The sequence below is a fragment of the Corynebacterium sp. NML180780 genome (assembly GCF_007786415.1).
Taxonomy (GTDB): domain Bacteria; phylum Actinomycetota; class Actinomycetes; order Mycobacteriales; family Mycobacteriaceae; genus Corynebacterium; species Corynebacterium gottingense.
Genome location: NZ_VNKN01000008.1, coordinates 127,167 through 143,345 on the forward strand (window position 1 = coordinate 127,167; position 16,179 = coordinate 143,345).

Consider the following 16,179-nt stretch of genomic DNA (forward strand, 5'->3'; position numbering starts at 1 on the left):
CACGCAAAACCGGCCCGGTGCATTGCGCACCGGGCCGGTTTGGGGAGGAACGGTTTAGTCCTGCTTGCCAGCAGAGGAGCCCTTCAGCGAGGTAAAGGCCTCACCCTTCTCGTTCGAGCACCAGTCGTAGAGCACGCCGCCCAGGACAGCTACGCCCAGGATCGCGGCGGCGATGGTGCCGACCTGTCGAACGTTCGGGTCGGCTGCGAGCTGCTGCAGCTGGCGGTTTGCAGCGTCGATCTGCGCGCGCAGCTCGCCGAACTGGTCATTGTCGTTGCCACGGTTGCCAGTGCCCCAGTCCGGGGTGTTGCGGCTGAACTGCGCCTGGATCTCGGCGTTGATCTTGGCAATCTGCTGGTCGATCGCGTCCATGTACGGCGCACCCACCTGGCCGCCTACTGCCGCGAGCAGTGCGACCGGCACCAGGTAGAGAATTGGCGAGGCGACCGCGTTGGCCACACAACGCTCAAGCGCACCGCCCGGCGCGGACGGCACGCCCGGAGTCGGGGTGGCCGGCACCGTCGGCTCCTCCTCCACGATCTTCTTGGTCTTGCGCAGACCAAGGTCGTAGGAATCGTTGCGCTCGCCCGGCTTCAGGGTGACCTTGGAAATCAGGCCCTCCTCGTCGGTTGCGCCCGGCACCTTGCCGGTGACTTCCCAACCCTGCGGCTTGATAAAGCGGACCTCGTACTCCTTGTTCGGGTCAAGGCCTTCGATGGACCAATTGCCGTTCTGATCGGTCGTGGTGGTGCGGATCGGCTCGCCCTCGCGGATGACCTGCACGGTGACGTCGGAAAGACCCTTCTCGTCCTCGTCCTGGACGCCGTCGCCGTTCTTGTCGTTCCAGACGCGATCACCAACAGTGCCCTTCGACAGGACGCCCAGGTCAACGTCGAGACGCTTCTCGCCCTTCTCGATCGTGACAGTGCGCTTCACCTGGCTCGGATCCGACGGGGTGTGATCGCCCGGCAGGTACTCCACGGTGTACTCGCCCGGATCAACGTCAACCTTCCAATTGCCGTCCTCGTCCGAAACAGTACGAGTGACCTCGTTGCCGTCCTTATCGGTAACGACCACCGTGACGCCAGGAACACCAGTCTTCTCGCCCGAATCCTCCTTGCCATCACCGTTCTCATCCAGCCACACGCGATCACCAATGGTGCCCGGAGTCTCCGGCTCGCAGTCGCAATCCGGCTTCACTGCCTTCAGGCCCAGGTCATAAGTGTCGTTATACTCCTTGGGCTTCAGGGTTGCCTTTGCAACCAGGCCCTCCTCGTCGGTCGCACCCGGCACCTTGCCGGTGACTTCCCAACCCTCAGGCTTGATAAAGCGAACCTCGTAGTCCACGCCCGGGGTCAGGCCGTCGATACGCCAGTTACCCTGCTCATCCGTGTAGGTAGTACGGGTCGGCTCGCCCTCGCGGATGACCTCAACGATGACGTTCGGCACGCCCTTCTCGTTCTCGTCCTGCACGCCGTCGCCGTTCTCGTCGTTCCAGACGCGGTCGCCGATGGCACCGCCCGGCAGCACGCCGAGGTCAATGTCGAAGTTCTCTTCGCCCGGCTCAATCTCCACGGTGCGCTCGATGAGGCGCTCGTCGCTAGCGACGTAATTGCCCGGCTTGTAAGCGACGGTGTACTCGCCCGGATCAACGTCAACCTTCCAATTGCCGTCCTCGTCCGAAACAGTACGAGTGACCTCGTTGCCGTCCTTATCGGTAACGACCACCGTGACGCCAGGAACACCAGTCTTCTCGCCCGGATCCTCCTTGCCATCACCATTTTCATCCAGCCACACGCGGTCACCAATGGTGCCGCGCTCCAGTGCCACCGGCTCCTTCACCGTGGTCGTCTCCGTCACCGTGGTCGGCTCGCAGTCGCAGCCCTCGGTTTCGGTGACAGTGGCGGTCGTGGTTTCAGTCTCAGTGGAGGTCGCGGTGGTCGTGGTCGTTTCCGACTCCGTCTCCGTCGACGTTGTCGTGACCGCCGGGGCCGTTTCAGTCGGCGTAGTCGTGACCGCCGGGGCGGTCTTTAGTCAGCGTCGTCGTAACCGTGGAGGCAGTCTCCGTCGGAGTCACCGTGGTCGTCGCTGCTGTGGTCGTCGAAGTCTCGGTGGTAGTGGTCGTTTCGGTGGTGGTCTCCGTAGTGGTTTCCGTCGACGTCGACGTTGTCGGTTCCGGCTGAGGGGTTGGCTTTTCATCCGGCTCCACCACGCGAAGCGTGTTGCTTTTTTCGACCAAAGCCACCTGGTCAGTGACTACCTGGCCGATATAGACGTCGTGAGTAACAACCGGGTCTGCACCCGCCGCGCACTGCGGAGAAGTATCCTTCACCGGCTGGGTGACCTCAACAATAGTACCGCTGGGCAGGAAGAACTCACCGGGCCAATCCTTGGGGACGACGGCGTCGCTTGGTTTCAAACCCCAGTCGTACACCTGACGCCAGTCGCGGCCCGGCAGTCCCGCGTCACGCGCCTCAACAATTTGCGGCATGTCTTGGTGCTCGGGTGAGTCCGGAGAATGAAGCTGAGCGCGCTCCATAATCTGGGAAGTAACGTCTTGGCCATCCACGATGAATTTCAACTCAGCCTCGCCGAGCTCCGCATTCGGGGAGCGAGTCCCAAGCCAAAGGTCGCTCAGCCACCCACCATATTTGCCGTTCTGAGACACGTAAGAGGACTTCGAAATGAGCGTGCAGCGATCATTTGGGTCCTGGGTAAAGTGGGCGTCATTCCGACCTGGGAATTGGTTATCGGGCGCGATACGCGCCGTAGCCTCAATCGTCGCAGGGGAGAACTCTGTGCCTGGCTCAATGTCTTCAGAAACCTTGACCGGCACCTTGTACGTGAAAGAGTCGTTCTCGCCGATGTAACCAAAATCTACGATGTAGCCTCCGCCTGCAGGCGTCACCTCAGCGTTCCGCTTCTTGCCGCTCTTCCAAACAAACGCCGACGGGTCAATCTGCGGTTCCGCTTCGAGCTGGTCAGAAAACTGCAGGGCGATTGTCGCTCCTTTGATGTCCGACTCGCCCGGACCCGGCTCGCTACCGCTAGGCGGGAAAGGAGCTTCGAAGGAGCCGGTGAACTCAAGCTCCACCGTGTCTCCAGGCTGCACCTCTTGATCAGTCGGGGTAACGTTCACCGACACCTTCGGCTGCAGCTCATTATCGTTGTTGTCAGGGTTGCCGCTGAGGAAGGAATCTTCCTTCTCAACGTAGGCGCCCGCATGAGGCGCGACTACCGCGCCCGATACCGCAAGCGTCACAGTGCTCAGTGCGGCAATCAGCTTCCGACGGAAGCCCCGGCGCTCATTTCCCGATGCACTCATGTATATGTCCTCTCGATCCATCCAAACCCCAACAAGGGATTCACAGCGAAATTCCAAGCTTTTCAAGACAAAGATCAGAGTACTTAAAAGTACAACTCTCCGCATGACACATTCAGAAACCCACGTATTCCAGGGGCGAGAGACAAAACGTGTGCGTTTGATTATAGATTCCCGGCCCTGCCCAGAGACAGAGCAGAAAAGTATTCGCTGAAACTAAGTTCTACGGTCTCCGTCGCGAAGATCCACCACTTCAGGTATTTGGATGCGCTATCGATGCAACGCCATTGAAGAGCATAAACAGGCTGGAAATCGGCGTGAACGCACAATTCAATCACCTCGCCCGAGCCTACCGCGGCACATTTGACGAACACGTCGGGCGTGACAGGCTTACGTCTCCCAATCAGCCTCGCAGCGGACCTAATTGTCCTGCATTCACGAAAGGCGCACCTTTTTGTATCGAGAATCTGTGCTTAGCATCCGCAACCAGCATCCATGCAAACTGATTCGCGTGTGCATAGTCTGCGGCCGCGGACTCCGCTCCACGGCCACTAGGCTCGCAGCCCATGAGGATAGGCTTCATCGGCACTGGCATTGCCGGTCTCGCGCTGGGGGCGGCGCTGCACCGGGCGGGCATGGACGTGCAGGTTTACGAAGAGCATGCGCAGATCCGCAGCGGCGGCGCCGGCATCACGCTCGCGCCGAACGGTCTTGCCGCCCTCGACGCCTTAGGTATAGGCGCAGATTTCCGCGCGCTGCAGCAGCAACAAGCACCACTACAAGGCGGGATCCGTAACCCACGGGGAGATTGGCTCACGCGCGCTTAACCCTCGCGCTCGACCGCACCACACTCCACTCGCTGCTGCTCGCAGGCATCCCGGGCCCCCGCGTCCACACCTCGGCGGAAGCGGTGGGCGTCGACGCCAGATCCGGCACAGTCACCTTCGCCGACGGCACTGAAGTGCGCTTCGACGTCGTGGTGGGCGCGGACGGGATCCGCAGCGCAGTGCGGGCCAGCTGCTTCGACGATCCCGGCATGACCTACGCCGGCTACAACACGTGGCGCGCAATCACCGAAGGGGTACCGCTTGACGCCGGGTTCGAGACCTGGGGAGCGCACGCCCGCTTCGGGGCCGTCCCGCTTCACGACAGCCACACCTACTGGTTCGCCGTCACCTCCGGCCCAGTAGCCCAGCCCGGAGCCCAAGCGCTCCACCAGCTGCACGCGACCTTCGAGCAGTGGCACGACCCGATCCCCGCGCTGCTGCGCGCCACCCCAGAGGACTCGGTTCAGTACCTTCCCATCCACGAGTTGGCGAAACCGCTCGCGAGCTACTACAGCGACAAGGTCGTGCTGGTTGGGGATGCGTCGCACGCCATGACGCCAAACATCGGGCAGGGCGCGTGCCAGGGTCTCGAAGACGCCGCGGTGCTCGCGCGGCTGCTACGCGCAGGGGTAACGGACTTCGCTATCTACGACGTCCACCGGCACCGCCGCAGCCAACAGATTGCGCGCCAGTCGCGGCTCATCGGGCGCGCGCTACATTTCGGCGGCAAGCGTGTGGCCACCGCCCGCAACTGGATACTCAAGCACGTGCCGGATGCGGTATCCGACAGGCAGGTACAAGCGGTGACTGCGTGGGAGGTGCCGGAATTGGGGGGTGTGTGCGGCAAGAAGCGTTAAAAAATTAGAGCCCCACATGAAGCGGGGCTCTAGGCCGACCCTCGAAGGGAATCGGTTCGGTAGAAGATATATTTACACGAGTTAGTTTAAGAAAGCAACCGACACGCCTTACCTGCCGATTCCGCTACCAATTTTGTGGCTTCTCCACTTGGCTACCATCAGGCAGAGGGACAACGTTAGGGAACTGTGATTTTGAAATTCTACCGGGGTTAATCACACGGGAAAATGACGGGTTCGCCTGGTAGAGCGCTCCCGAGGCACTTTGATGCGGGTAAAGAGCGCCGGTGCGCTGACCAAGGTCTTCACGAACCATCCTGAGTGGCGTCACTAGGTCAGTGTCGTTACTCACCACGACGAAAGTATCTGCATTGCCTTGGAAAGCATCGAGAAGTAGATAGCTTGCCAGATTCACATCTGAGCCCTTCTCCTCTGTTTTCAAAACCGTCACGAAATCAGGAGGGGGTGAAGCGTTCTTCATCGTCTTTGTGTTTGTAAGGAAGGTTCCCAGATGAACGGTGAGATTTGGTATTGAGCTTAGCGCTCTGAGATAGAGCTCTTGGCGTTGAGGATCAGTGTCACCGGGGTACCGGGCCGAAACCCGGGCGGTGAAATATCGAATTTGGTTGATCGATTCACGTGGTAGACACTCAGCACAAAGCCTCTGAAGATCTAGCCAGCGCTTATCAGCCTTTCCAGCCAATGCGCGATAGTAAAGATTAAAGCCGTCTATATACACATTTGTAGCCATGCGGCCAATATACCGAGGAAGAGGCACTTCGATCTGAGCCGCAATTTTCAGCCTGGAGTACCCCTCCGCCATCGTGAGTTCAGCGGCACCAGCACCCCCACCGCATTACGCGATTGCCCCAAACGGAGCTAGCTCCATGTAGACCTCCCCGTACCGACAAACCCCAGGTCGCGGGAATCCGGAACCCCTAAACGGAGCTAGCTCCATTCGGACCGGATCCAGGAGACAGATCCCGGGGACGCGGCGAATCCCCCACGCAGACGTCGACAAGCGAAAAGGCCCCGCTCTCGCGGGGCCTTCCGGTTGTGCCCGGGGCGGGACTTGAACCCGCACGTCCTTATCGAACACTGGCACCTGAAGCCAGCGCGTCTGCCAATTCCGCCACCCGGGCGGGCGACTTGATTAATATAACACCACGCCCCAACATACCTCCAAATCGCCAGTTCACACCGCATTTTCGCGTTTTGAACTAGGTCTGCGGGCGCTGCGCACTTATACTTGCTTGGTTATAGGACATCAGTGAGAACAAAATGAGAGCCGCTGGGAAGGAGGTGCGGGCAGTATGGGTGTCATGGATCGTTTGGCCAAGCTGGACTCATCAATGCAGCGTGGCCTGGACAATTCCATGGCCGCGCTGTTTGGCGGCAAGGTCGTGCCGGCCGAGATTGAAGAGCTGGTGAAGCAGGAGGCGCAGGACTCCGTCGTGGTCACGGACCGTGACGAGTACGTCTCCCCCAACGTGTTTGCGGTGGGCGTGTCGTCGAAGGACCTGGAGAACCTGTCGCAGCAGCGCGACCTGCCCGCGGACCTCGCAGAGCAACTCATGCGGTACGTGCGCAACCTGGGCTGGTTTTTGGACGGGCCCGCCGTCGTGCGTATCGCCGAGGAGTCTGGGCTGCGGACCGGCCAGCTGCGCGTGTCGTCCTACATCGACCAGGAGCCCGACGTGGTCAGCGGCTTCGACGCGATCGTGGCGGAGCCGAAAAAGAAGCGGCGCCGCCACGCAGCCAGCCAGGTTCCCACGGATCACAACCATCAGGAGGATCACATGAATGAGCCGACGACAGATGCTGCCGCCACCGGCGGCACCCCGACGGTGAGTCTGCTGCTGCAGGACGGGTCTTCGCGCACCTACCTCGTGCACGAGGGCTCCAACATCCTGGGCCGCTCCAACGACGCGGACTTCCGCCTGCCGGACACCGGGGTGTCCCGCCAGCACGCGGAGATCACGTGGGACGGCGAGGTCGCCGTCCTGGTGGACCTGCAGTCCACCAACGGCACCACCGTCAACGAGGAACCGGTGGAAAACTGGATGCTCGCGGACGGCGACGTGATTACGCTGGGCCACTCGCACATCGAGGTGCGCATCGTGGAGCCGCTCGCGCAGGCTGCGGCCGCCGCGGACGCGCACCAGGACGTCCCGGAGGCCCAGGTGGACGCCCACCCGAGCACCGAGTTCTTCCGCCCCTAACACCGCAACCCCGTAAAGGAGCCCCATGGATTCCGCTGTGATTCTCAGCGCCCGCTTCGGCCTGCTCGCACTGCTGTGGGTGTTCATCCTCCTCGTCCTGTGGGTGCAGCGGAAGGATGTGGTGCGGGCTGCGGGGGCGGTGCGTCGACAAGCGAAGAGCTCCGCGCCCATCCGCCGCGAGAAGGCACGAGAGCTTGCGGTAGTTGAGGGGCCCCTCAAAGGCTCCCACATGGAAATTGCCAGCCTGGAGGACTTAACTATCGGGCGGGCCGGTGACAACGACTTCCAGCTCGGCGACGATTTCGCGTCCTCCACGCATGCGCGCCTGTTCCGCCGCGGCAGCGAGTGGTTCATCGAGGACATGGATTCGCGCAACGGCACGTTTGTCAACGGCACGCGCATTGACCAGCCGGAAAGGGTGTCTGTGGGCACGGATATAAAGATGGGACGCACGATTGTGAGGCTGATGCCATGAGTTTGCGCTTAAACTACGTCGCCGCGTCCGACCGCGGCCTGGTCAGGGGCAACAACGAGGATTCGGCATACGCGGGCCCGCAGCTGCTCGTGCTTGCCGACGGCATGGGCGGCCACGCAGCCGGCGAGGTCGCCTCCCAGCTCATGGTCGAGCACATGGAGCACCTGGACCGCGACCCCGGCGACGCGGACATGCTCGCCCTGCTCGGGGCGGCGGCGGAGGACGCGAACGCGTCGATCGCCGAGTCCGTGAAGCACCACCCGGAGCAGGCGGGCATGGGCACGACGCTCACCGCGCTCATGTTCAACGGCCTCGGCTTCGGCATGATCCACGTGGGCGACTCCCGGGGCTATTTGCTTCGCGACGGCACGCTGACCCAAATCACCGAAGACGACACATTCGTCCAGTCGCTGGTCAACGAGGGCAAGCTCAACCCGGCCGACGTGTCGAGCCACCCGCAGAAGTCGCTGATCTTGAAGGCGTACACCGGGCGCCCGGTCGAGCCGCACCTGGAGATGATCAACACCCAGCCGGGCGACCGCGTCCTCCTGTGCTCCGACGGACTGTCCGACCCGGTCACCCCGGAGACCATCGCGGTGGCCCTCGGGCAGGGCACCCCGGAGGTTGCGTCGCAGCGGCTCATCGAGCTGGCGCTGCGCTCCGGCGGCCCGGACAACATCACCGTGGTCGTCGCGGACGTCGTCGAGACCGACGACAAGGACGCGCCCGAGCTGCCGACTGCGCCCGTGCAGGCCGGCGCGCTGGCGCCGGACTTCGAGCAGTCCCACCCGGACTCGTCCGCGAGCCGCGCCGCGGCGATCATGCGCAAGTCCGAGACCATCCCGCCCAACCAGCAACGCGAGGCCACCAAGATGGCCGGCAGCGCGGGCGACCGCGGCGGCGCCGGCGGCGCTGGCGGCTCCGACGGCGCCGAAGATGCCGACGAGGAGGATCATCCTCGAGGCAAACGAACCGTCTGGCCGTGGGTAGTCGGCGCGCTCGTGCTGGCGATCGCGCTCGTGGCTGCCGGGCTGATGTTCGTGCAGCACCGCGCGTCTGACCAGTACTTCGTCTCCGCGGCGAGCGACGGCCACTACGTCATCGAGCACGGCTCCCGCGACGACCGGACGCCGATCCAGCAGGCCTGCCTGGACAACCGGAACCGGCTGCGCATCGTCTCGGCCGACTCGACGCCGGAGGACTGCCACGTGTTCAACCAATCCGACCTGCCCGAGAGCCAGCGCTCCGTGCCGGAGAACTTTGGTGGCGGCACCTACGACGACGTCCTCGGCCTGCTCTACCGCATGGCGGGTGAGGCGTTGCCGGTGTGCGTCGATAAGCATGAAGACCCCGAGACCTGCAGGACGGTGAGCTGACGTGAAGCGGCTATTCTCGCGCAACCTCGAGCTCCTCCTGCTGCTGTGCTCGGCGGGGCTTTTGCTGCTCATGGTGTTCGGGCTGGAGATGAGCCAGGGGCGGACGCTGTCGAAGGACATGCTGTACCTGGTCGGCGGCTTCGTCGGCGTGTACGCGATCGCGCACGTCGCGCTCACGCTGCTCGCGCCGCGCGCCGACCAGGTGATCCTGCCGGTGGTCTCGCTGCTCAACGCGCTCGGCCTGGTCATCATCTACCGCCTCGACCTGGCGGAACGACCCGGCTACGGGCCGCTGGCGGAGCGGCAGGTGCTGTGGTCACTGGTCGGCGTCGTGCTCATGGTGCTGACCCTGGCGATCGTGCGCGACCACAAGTCGCTGTCGCGCTACTCCTACCTGCTCGGCCTGGCCGGGCTGATCCTGCTCGCGCTGCCGCTCGTGTGGCCGCAGCCGGAGGGCTACGCGGACGCGCGCATCTGGCTGTGGCTGGGCCCGTTCTCCATCCAGCCGGGCGAGTTTTCCAAGATCCTGCTGCTCATCTTCTTCGCGCAGCTGCTCGCGCAGAAGCGCGCCCTGTTCACCGTGGCGGGCAAGCGCTTCCTGGGCATGACGTTCCCGCGCCTGCGCGACCTCGCGCCAATTCTGGCGGTGTGGGCCATCGCCATCCTCATCATGGGCGTGTCCAACGACTTCGGCCCGGCGCTGCTGCTGTTCGCTACCGTGCTGGGGATGGTGTACTTTGCCACCGGCCGCACGTCCTGGCTGGTCATCGGCCTGGGGCTGGTGGCCGTGGGCGGCTACGCCGTCTACCAGGTCAGCGAGAAGATCCAGACGCGCTTTACCAACTTCATCAACCCGTTCGAGGACTTCGACGGCGCCGGCAACCAGCCAGCCAACGCGCTCATCGGCCTGAGCTGGGGCGGCATGACCGGCACCGGCCTGGGCTACGGCCACCCCGAGCTCGTCCCCGTCGCGCACTCGGACTACATCCTCGCCGCGCTGGGCGAGGAGCTCGGCTTCGTGGGCATCGCCGCCGTGCTGTGCCTGTTCGCCGTGCTGGTCACCCGCGGGTTCCGCGCCGCGATGCAGCTGCGCGACTCCTACGGCAAGCTGCTGGCCTCCGGGCTCGCGCTCACCCTGGCCATCCAGATCTTCGTGGTGGCGGGCGGCATCTCCGCGATGCTGCCCATGACCGGTCTGACCACGCCGTTCATGTCGGCGGGCGGGTCGTCCATTATGGCCAACTACATCCTGGTCGGGCTGCTGCTGCGCATCTCCAACAGCGCGAACACGCCCACCGAGTACGACGCCTCCGCCGTGGCGTCCCACCCGGGCACCGGCGTGGCCGAGGCGGTGAGCGCCCGATGAACAAGTCACTGAAATACGGGGCGATCCTCTCGCTCCTGCTCACCGTGGCGCTGCTGGTCAACTTCACCGTGGTCCAGAACTTCCGCGAGGACGAGTACGCGCAGAGCCCGCACAACTCCCGCACGTTCCTGGAGCTGAAGCAGATCAACCGCGGCCAGATCAGCGCGGGCGGGCAGGTGCTCGCCGAGTCCCACCGCGACGACAACGGCTTCTACCAGCGCACCTACCCCAACATGCCGTACTCGTTCGGCCCGATCGTGGGCTACGTGTCCGACACCTACGGCACCTCGCAGGTCGAGTCCGCCTACAACGGCGCGCTGACCGGCGACGGCCAGGGCAACTCCCGCTTCATGCGCACCGGCCACGAGGAGGACGCCGTGGGCAACTCCGTCGAGCTGTCCATGGACCCCAACCTGCAGGCCTTCGCCTACGAGCAGCTGTCCAACAACGGCTACAACGGCGCGATCGTGGCGCTGCGCCCCTCCAGCGGGCAGGTGCTCGCGATGGCGTCCACGCCGTCGTTCGACCCGAACCAGATTGCCAACCCGGCCACCGCGAACGACGCCTGGGCCCAGCTCACCAACGACCCCGGCCAGCCGCTGCTGGACCACGCGTCGCAGGAGCAGCTGCCGCCGGGCTCCATCTTCAAGATCATCACCACCGCCGCGGGCCTGCGCTCCGGCTACACGCCGCAGTCCATGCTCACCGGCGACGCGCAGATCACGCTGCCGGGCACCAACGTGCCGCTGACCAACTACGGCGGGCAGGCCTGCGCGGGCGGCGGCCAGGTGCCGCTGACCACCGCGTTCTCCTTGTCCTGCAACACCGCCTTCGTGCAGATGGCGCTGAACATGGGCACGGACCCGCTGCGCAAGGCGGCCGCTGACTTCGGCGTGGGCGAGCACTACGACCTGGGCATCCCCAACGCGGACGGCTCGCTGGGCGACATCCCCGGCGCCGCCGAGCTGGGCCAGTCCGCCATCGGCCAGCGCGACGTCACCATGACCGCGCTGCAGGCCGCCGTCATGGCGGGCGTGGTGGCCAACGGCGGCAAACGGATGAAGCCGTACGTGGTCAACCGCGTGGTCACCCCGGACCTGCGCACCGTGGAGGAGACCAAACCGGAGCTGCTCAACGAGGCGCTCACCCCCGAGGAGGCGGGCACGCTCACGGAGCTCATGTACGCCTCCGAGCGCGCCACCTGGGGCTACGACGGCAACAGCTTCGCCTCCAAGACGGGCACCGCCGAGCACGCCGAGGGCGCCGCCCCGCACGTGTGGTACGTGGCGTTCGACCCGGCGAAGGACGTCGCGGTCGGCGTCGTGGTCAAGAACGGCGGGCACCTGGGCAACGGCGCCACGGGCGGCCAGGTCTCCGGCCCGCTCGGGCGCGCGGTCCTGCGCGCGGCACCCGCGGCGCCGGCTCCGGAGGAGGGGCAGTGATGGATGGCTGCGTAGCGTCGATAAGCAATACAACCCAGCAGAAGGATACGAACGATGAACACTGAGAACCGCGAAGCACTGCAGTCGCTCATCGGCGACGATTACCAACTGCAGTGGGTAATCGGCCACGGCGGCATGTCCACGGTGTGGCTTGCCGACGACCCCGCGCACGACCGCGAGGTGGCGCTCAAGGTCCTGCGGCCGGAGTTCAGCTCCAACGACGAGTTCCTCGCCCGCTTCCGCAACGAGGCGCTCGCGGCGGAGGGCATCAACTCGCCCAACGTCGTGGCCACCTACGACTACCGCGAGCTGGAGTCGCCGAGCGGCGCGCAGATGTGCTTCATCGTCATGGAGTACATCCGCGGCGAGTCGCTCGCGGACCTCATCGCGCGCGAGGGCGCGCTGGACGAGAACCTGGCGCTCGACGTGCTCGAGCAGGCGGCGCACGGCCTCGCCGTGATCCACCGCATGGGCCTGGTCCACCGCGACATGAAGCCGGGCAACCTCATGATCACGCAGAACGGGCAGGTGAAGATCACCGACTTCGGCATCGCGAAAGCCGCGGCGGCGGTCCCGCTCACCCGCACCGGCATGGTCGTGGGCACCGCGCAGTACGTGTCGCCGGAGCAGGCGCAGGGCATGAAGGTCACCGCCGCCTCCGACGTGTACTCGCTGGGCGTGGTGGGCTACGAGATGCTCTCGGGCAACCGCCCGTTCACCGGCGATTCCTCCGTGTCCGTCGCGCTCGCGCACGTGTCCGCGGAGCCGCCCGCGCTGCCGATTGCCGTCTCCGCCCCGGCGCGCGAGCTCATCGAGATCGCGCTGCGCAAGGACCCGCGCCAGCGTTTCCGCGACGGCAACGAGATGCAGCTGGCCGTCGAGCAGGTCCGCCAGGGCCTGCGCCCCGCACAGCCGGGCGGCCAGACCGCGGTGATCGCCACGGAGCCCTCCCCCACCGCCTCGACCCAAATGCTCGCCGACGTGGCGGAGGAGCGCACCACCCGTCCCGCGGGTGCGTACCCGCCTTCCGCCGCTCGAGCAGTCGCTTCTCGACGCCCCCCTGCCCCCGCCTCCTCCCGCGCCGGCACCTACCGGGAGGCGCCCGCCCCGGCGCGGGAGCCGGAGAAGTCCTCCAAGGCCGGCCCGATCGTGGCCGGCATCCTCGGCCTGATACTCGTCGGCGGCGCGGCGGCGTGGGCGATGACCAGCGGCGTCCTCGACGGCATCGGCGGTGGCGCGTCGTCGAGCTCTTCCACGGCCCCGACCGTGGTCACGCAGACGGAGACGGTGGAATCCACGCCGTCGCCCAGCGAGGACGAGGACACGGAGACTGACACGACGACGCGCGAGCGCGAGACTGTGACGCGCCACGAGCGGAGCCCCGAGACGCTGACCATTAGCGACGAGCCCACGCAGCCGAAGCACTCTCGGGAGGCCCCGACCTCGGCGGCGCGCCCGTCGGTGCCGCAGGGCTCGAAGACGGCCGACGCGCCGACGAGCGCGCAGGAGGTGCCGAGCGTGGCGACGCCGGCGCCATCGGCACCCGCCGCCCCGTCCGCCGACGCCGACACCGGCACGGACGGCGGCGCAGGTGAGATAGAATTGCCTGACCTTGATTCCATCCTCGGAGGTAATGCGCAATGATGATCGCGGATCGCTACGAGCTCGGTGACGTAATTGGCACCGGCGGCATGAGCGATGTCTACGCGGCGACCGACACAGTGCTGGGCCGCGGCGTAGCGGTCAAGATGCTGAAGATGGACATGGCGCGGGACGAGAGCTTCCGCGAGCGCTTCCGCCTGGAGGCGCAGAACTCCGCACGCCTGAACCACCCGAACATCGTGGCGGTGTACGACACGGGCGCGGAAAACGTCGACGGCGTGGCCGTCCCCTTCATCGTGATGGAGCGGGTCAACGGCCGGAACCTGCGCGACATCGTGCGCGAGGACGGGCCGCTGCCGCCGAATCGGGCGGCGTCGCTGCTGATCCCGGTGGCGCGCGCCCTGCAGGCCAGCCACGACGCGGGCATTATCCACCGCGACATCAAGCCGGCCAACATCATGGTCACCAACACCGGCGAGGTGAAGGTGATGGACTTTGGCATCGCGCGCGCGGTGGACGATTCCTCCTCCGTCCACACGCAGACTTCCGCGGTGATCGGCACCGCCCAGTACCTCTCCCCCGAGCAGGCGCGCGGGAAACCGGTGGACGCCCGCTCCGACATCTACGCGCTCGGCTGCGTGATGTACGAGGCCGTGACCGGCACCCCGCCGTTTGAGAACGAGTCCCCGTTCGGCGTGGCGTACATGCACGTTCAGGAGGACCCGGAGCCGCCGAGCGAGCGCCTCGCCGCGCTGGGCCGCACCAACGGCGCGCACGGCACCGTGGCCAATGCTGCCGACGCCGCGAACGCGCTGACTGACGACGAAGCCGTGAACCTCGACTCCGTCATCCTCACCGCGATGGCGAAGCACCCGGCCGACCGCTACCAGTCCGCCACCCAGATGTGCGAGGACCTCACGCTCCTCGAGCGCGGCAGTGTCACGCACGCCGCGCGCACCCACCTGGCGGCGGCCGAGCACGACCTGGGCCAGCAGCAGCCTGGCGCGCACGCCGCCGACGCGACCGTCGTCGGCGCGACTGCCGTGCCCGGCCCTCACGCTCCCCAGGCGCCGCAGGGCCCTCAGGGCGCAGTGCCGCGCCCGCAGGGCACGACCCGCTACGAGGACCACCGCCGCTCCCACGAGAAGCGCCGCATCTCCTGGATGAAGTGGATCGCCGCCCTGCTGGGCCTCATCCTGCTCGGCGCCGCGTCCTGGCTGGCGTACGAGTACTTCTCCACGCCCGACACCTCGTCCGACACTCCGGTGGAGGAGTCGATGGTGCAGGTCCCGGACGTGACCGGCAAGCACCGCGACGAGGCCGTCTCCGAGCTCGAGGGCCTGGGCTTCCAGGTCGCTGTGAGCGACGAGCCGAGCCCGGACTTCGCGCGCGGCGACGTGATTGGCACCAACCCGACCGCCGGCTCCGAGCTGCAGCGCGGCACCCTGATCACGGTGAGCGTGTCCACGGGCAAGGAGGTCACGGACGTGCCGGACCTCACCGGTATGGCGCCGCAGGAGGCGCAGGCGTTGCTGGAGGAGAGCGGCCTGGAGCTGAACGAGGAGATCCGCCACGAGGCGTCCGAGGACGTCCCGGAGGGCGCGATCATCTCCCAGCACCCGGCCGCGGGCACGCAGCTGTCCAAGGGCAGCAAGGTCACCATCACCGTGTCCTCGGGCCCGAAGCAGGTGGAGATCCCGTCGCTGGTGGGCTTGGACGTGAACCAGGCGACGGCGACGCTGTCGTCGTTAGACTTGCGCGCAACGGTAACCAAGATCGACTCGGAGCGCCCCGACGGCGAGGTCCTCGCCGTGGCCGGCGAGAACACCGAGGTCAACGCGGGTACGACCGTGGAGCTGCGCGTGTCCAACGGGATGCTGATGACCATGCCGGAGATCACGCGCCTGGACGTCAACGCTGCGGATGAGAAGCTGCGCGAGGCCGGCTGGAACGGCCGCCTCGTCGCCGGCCCGCCGGTGCCCACGGGCGCGATGGTGGACGCCGGCATGATCGGCCACCAAGGCGTGGGCGCGGGTGAGACGATCCGCAAGGACCAGGCCATCGGCTACAACCTGTGGGAGTTCGACGCGGCCCAGCTCAACCCGCTGAACAATAATGCCGCCTCGCAGTCGCCTGGTAAGGTATCGCCCCAGAACGCCAACGGGAACCAGCTGGGCGACGCAATCCGCGGGCTCGGCCTGTAAGGAGCAAGAATATGCCGAAAGCAAAAGTCACCAAGGACGCGAAGCCGGTCACTACCGCTTCCTCCGGCGCCACCCGCACCCCGGTCAAGATCAACACCGGCGGTACCCCGATGTGGTACAAGGTCATCATGTTTGGCCTGATGATCCTGGGCCTGGCCTGGCTGATCGTCTTCTACCTTGCCGCGGACCAGATCCCGTTCCTCGCGGAGCTGGGCCCGTGGAATTACGCCATCGGCTTCGCCGGGATGATCGTCGGTTTGCTCATGACAATGGGCTGGCGCTAATCGACGCCACGCTGCAGGCGGATACCCCTCGCGGGTATCCGCTTCTTTTTTGCTCGCCTTCAGCACGAACCTGAGAATTTGAGTAATTGATAGGTAAGCAAACGCGGTGATCATTAATATTCGCGGATTTTCCCGAAAATCCCTTGACCTGCACAGTTAGTATTCCTATGGATGTTTCTACAAGTCCTCGCCACCCCCGGTTGGG

13 protein-coding genes and 1 tRNA gene are annotated in these 16,179 nt (G+C 65.4%); 10 read left to right on the plus strand and 4 right to left on the minus strand.

The window, feature by feature from the left end; genetic code table 11:
• Positions 1–54: 54 nt before the first annotated feature.
• Together FPP74_RS07185 and FPP74_RS07190 are read right to left on the minus strand one after the other, a co-directional pair.
• Entirely contained in the window at positions 55–1,860 is a 1,806-nt protein-coding gene (locus tag FPP74_RS07185) for an SdrD B-like domain-containing protein (RefSeq protein WP_144717716.1), read from the minus strand.
• 136 nt (positions 1,861–1,996) lie between these two features.
• Positions 1,997–3,325: a hypothetical protein gene (locus FPP74_RS07190; protein ID WP_144717718.1), complete on the minus strand. Its 1,329-nt coding sequence runs from the start codon at positions 3,323–3,325 to the stop codon at positions 1,997–1,999.
• A gap of 563 nt (positions 3,326–3,888) precedes the next feature.
• On the opposite strand from FPP74_RS07190, the gene FPP74_RS07195 reads away from it, so the two are divergent.
• Together FPP74_RS07195 and FPP74_RS07200 are read left to right on the plus strand one after the other, a co-directional pair.
• Positions 3,889–4,149: an NAD(P)-binding protein gene (locus FPP74_RS07195; RefSeq protein WP_095535831.1), complete on the plus strand. Its 261-nt coding sequence runs from the start codon at positions 3,889–3,891 to the stop codon at positions 4,147–4,149.
• On the plus strand, positions 4,131–5,006 hold the full coding sequence (locus FPP74_RS07200; RefSeq protein ID WP_144717720.1) for an FAD-dependent monooxygenase: 876 nt from the start codon (positions 4,131–4,133) through the stop codon (positions 5,004–5,006). Before FPP74_RS07195 ends, FPP74_RS07200 begins: the two co-directional genes overlap by 19 nt.
• A gap of 124 nt (positions 5,007–5,130) precedes the next feature.
• On the opposite strand, the gene FPP74_RS07205 is transcribed toward FPP74_RS07200, so the two are convergent.
• Both FPP74_RS07205 and FPP74_RS07210 read right to left on the minus strand, forming a co-directional pair.
• The gene (locus FPP74_RS07205) at positions 5,131–5,754 is read right to left on the minus strand and encodes an NYN domain-containing protein (RefSeq protein ID WP_158221636.1); all 624 of its coding nucleotides are present in this window, start codon (positions 5,752–5,754) and stop codon (positions 5,131–5,133) included.
• Positions 5,755–6,060: 306 nt separating this feature from the next.
• A tRNA-Leu gene (locus FPP74_RS07210) sits at positions 6,061–6,145 on the minus strand.
• Positions 6,146–6,316: 171 nt separating this feature from the next.
• Between FPP74_RS07210 and FPP74_RS07215 the strand changes: the two genes are divergently transcribed.
• From FPP74_RS07215 to crgA, 8 genes are read left to right on the plus strand one after another with little or no spacing between them, the layout of a single operon-like run.
• Positions 6,317–7,225 (plus strand): DUF3662 and FHA domain-containing protein, encoded by a 909-nt coding sequence (locus FPP74_RS07215; protein ID WP_095535829.1) that lies wholly within the window; start codon positions 6,317–6,319, stop codon positions 7,223–7,225.
• Positions 7,226–7,250: 25 nt separating this feature from the next.
• The gene (locus FPP74_RS07220; RefSeq protein ID WP_095275311.1) at positions 7,251–7,700 is read left to right on the plus strand and encodes an FHA domain-containing protein; all 450 of its coding nucleotides are present in this window, start codon (positions 7,251–7,253) and stop codon (positions 7,698–7,700) included.
• Positions 7,697–9,076: a PP2C family serine/threonine-protein phosphatase gene (locus tag FPP74_RS07225; RefSeq protein WP_144717722.1), complete on the plus strand. Its 1,380-nt coding sequence runs from the start codon at positions 7,697–7,699 to the stop codon at positions 9,074–9,076. Before FPP74_RS07220 ends, FPP74_RS07225 begins: the two co-directional genes overlap by 4 nt.
• Before the next feature lies 1 nt (position 9,077).
• Positions 9,078–10,442, plus strand: coding sequence for an FtsW/RodA/SpoVE family cell cycle protein (locus FPP74_RS07230; protein ID WP_144717724.1), 1,365 nt, complete (start codon positions 9,078–9,080; stop codon positions 10,440–10,442).
• Positions 10,439–11,884, plus strand: a complete 1,446-nt coding sequence (locus FPP74_RS07235) for a penicillin-binding transpeptidase domain-containing protein (protein ID WP_144717726.1) — start codon at positions 10,439–10,441, stop codon at positions 11,882–11,884. Before FPP74_RS07230 ends, FPP74_RS07235 begins: the two co-directional genes overlap by 4 nt.
• Before the next feature lie 54 nt (positions 11,885–11,938).
• Complete coding sequence (locus tag FPP74_RS07240) at positions 11,939–13,528, plus strand: serine/threonine-protein kinase (protein WP_144717728.1); 1,590 nt, start codon at positions 11,939–11,941, stop codon at positions 13,526–13,528.
• A complete protein-coding gene (pknB, locus tag FPP74_RS07245) occupies positions 13,528–15,690 on the plus strand; it encodes a Stk1 family PASTA domain-containing Ser/Thr kinase (protein WP_144717746.1) in 2,163 nt (720 codons plus the stop codon). The genes FPP74_RS07240 and pknB overlap by 1 nt, the downstream gene beginning before the upstream one ends.
• 11 nt (positions 15,691–15,701) lie before the next feature.
• The gene (gene crgA / locus FPP74_RS07250; RefSeq protein ID WP_095275316.1) at positions 15,702–15,974 is read left to right on the plus strand and encodes a cell division protein CrgA; all 273 of its coding nucleotides are present in this window, start codon (positions 15,702–15,704) and stop codon (positions 15,972–15,974) included.
• The last annotated feature ends 205 nt before the right edge of the window (positions 15,975–16,179 follow it).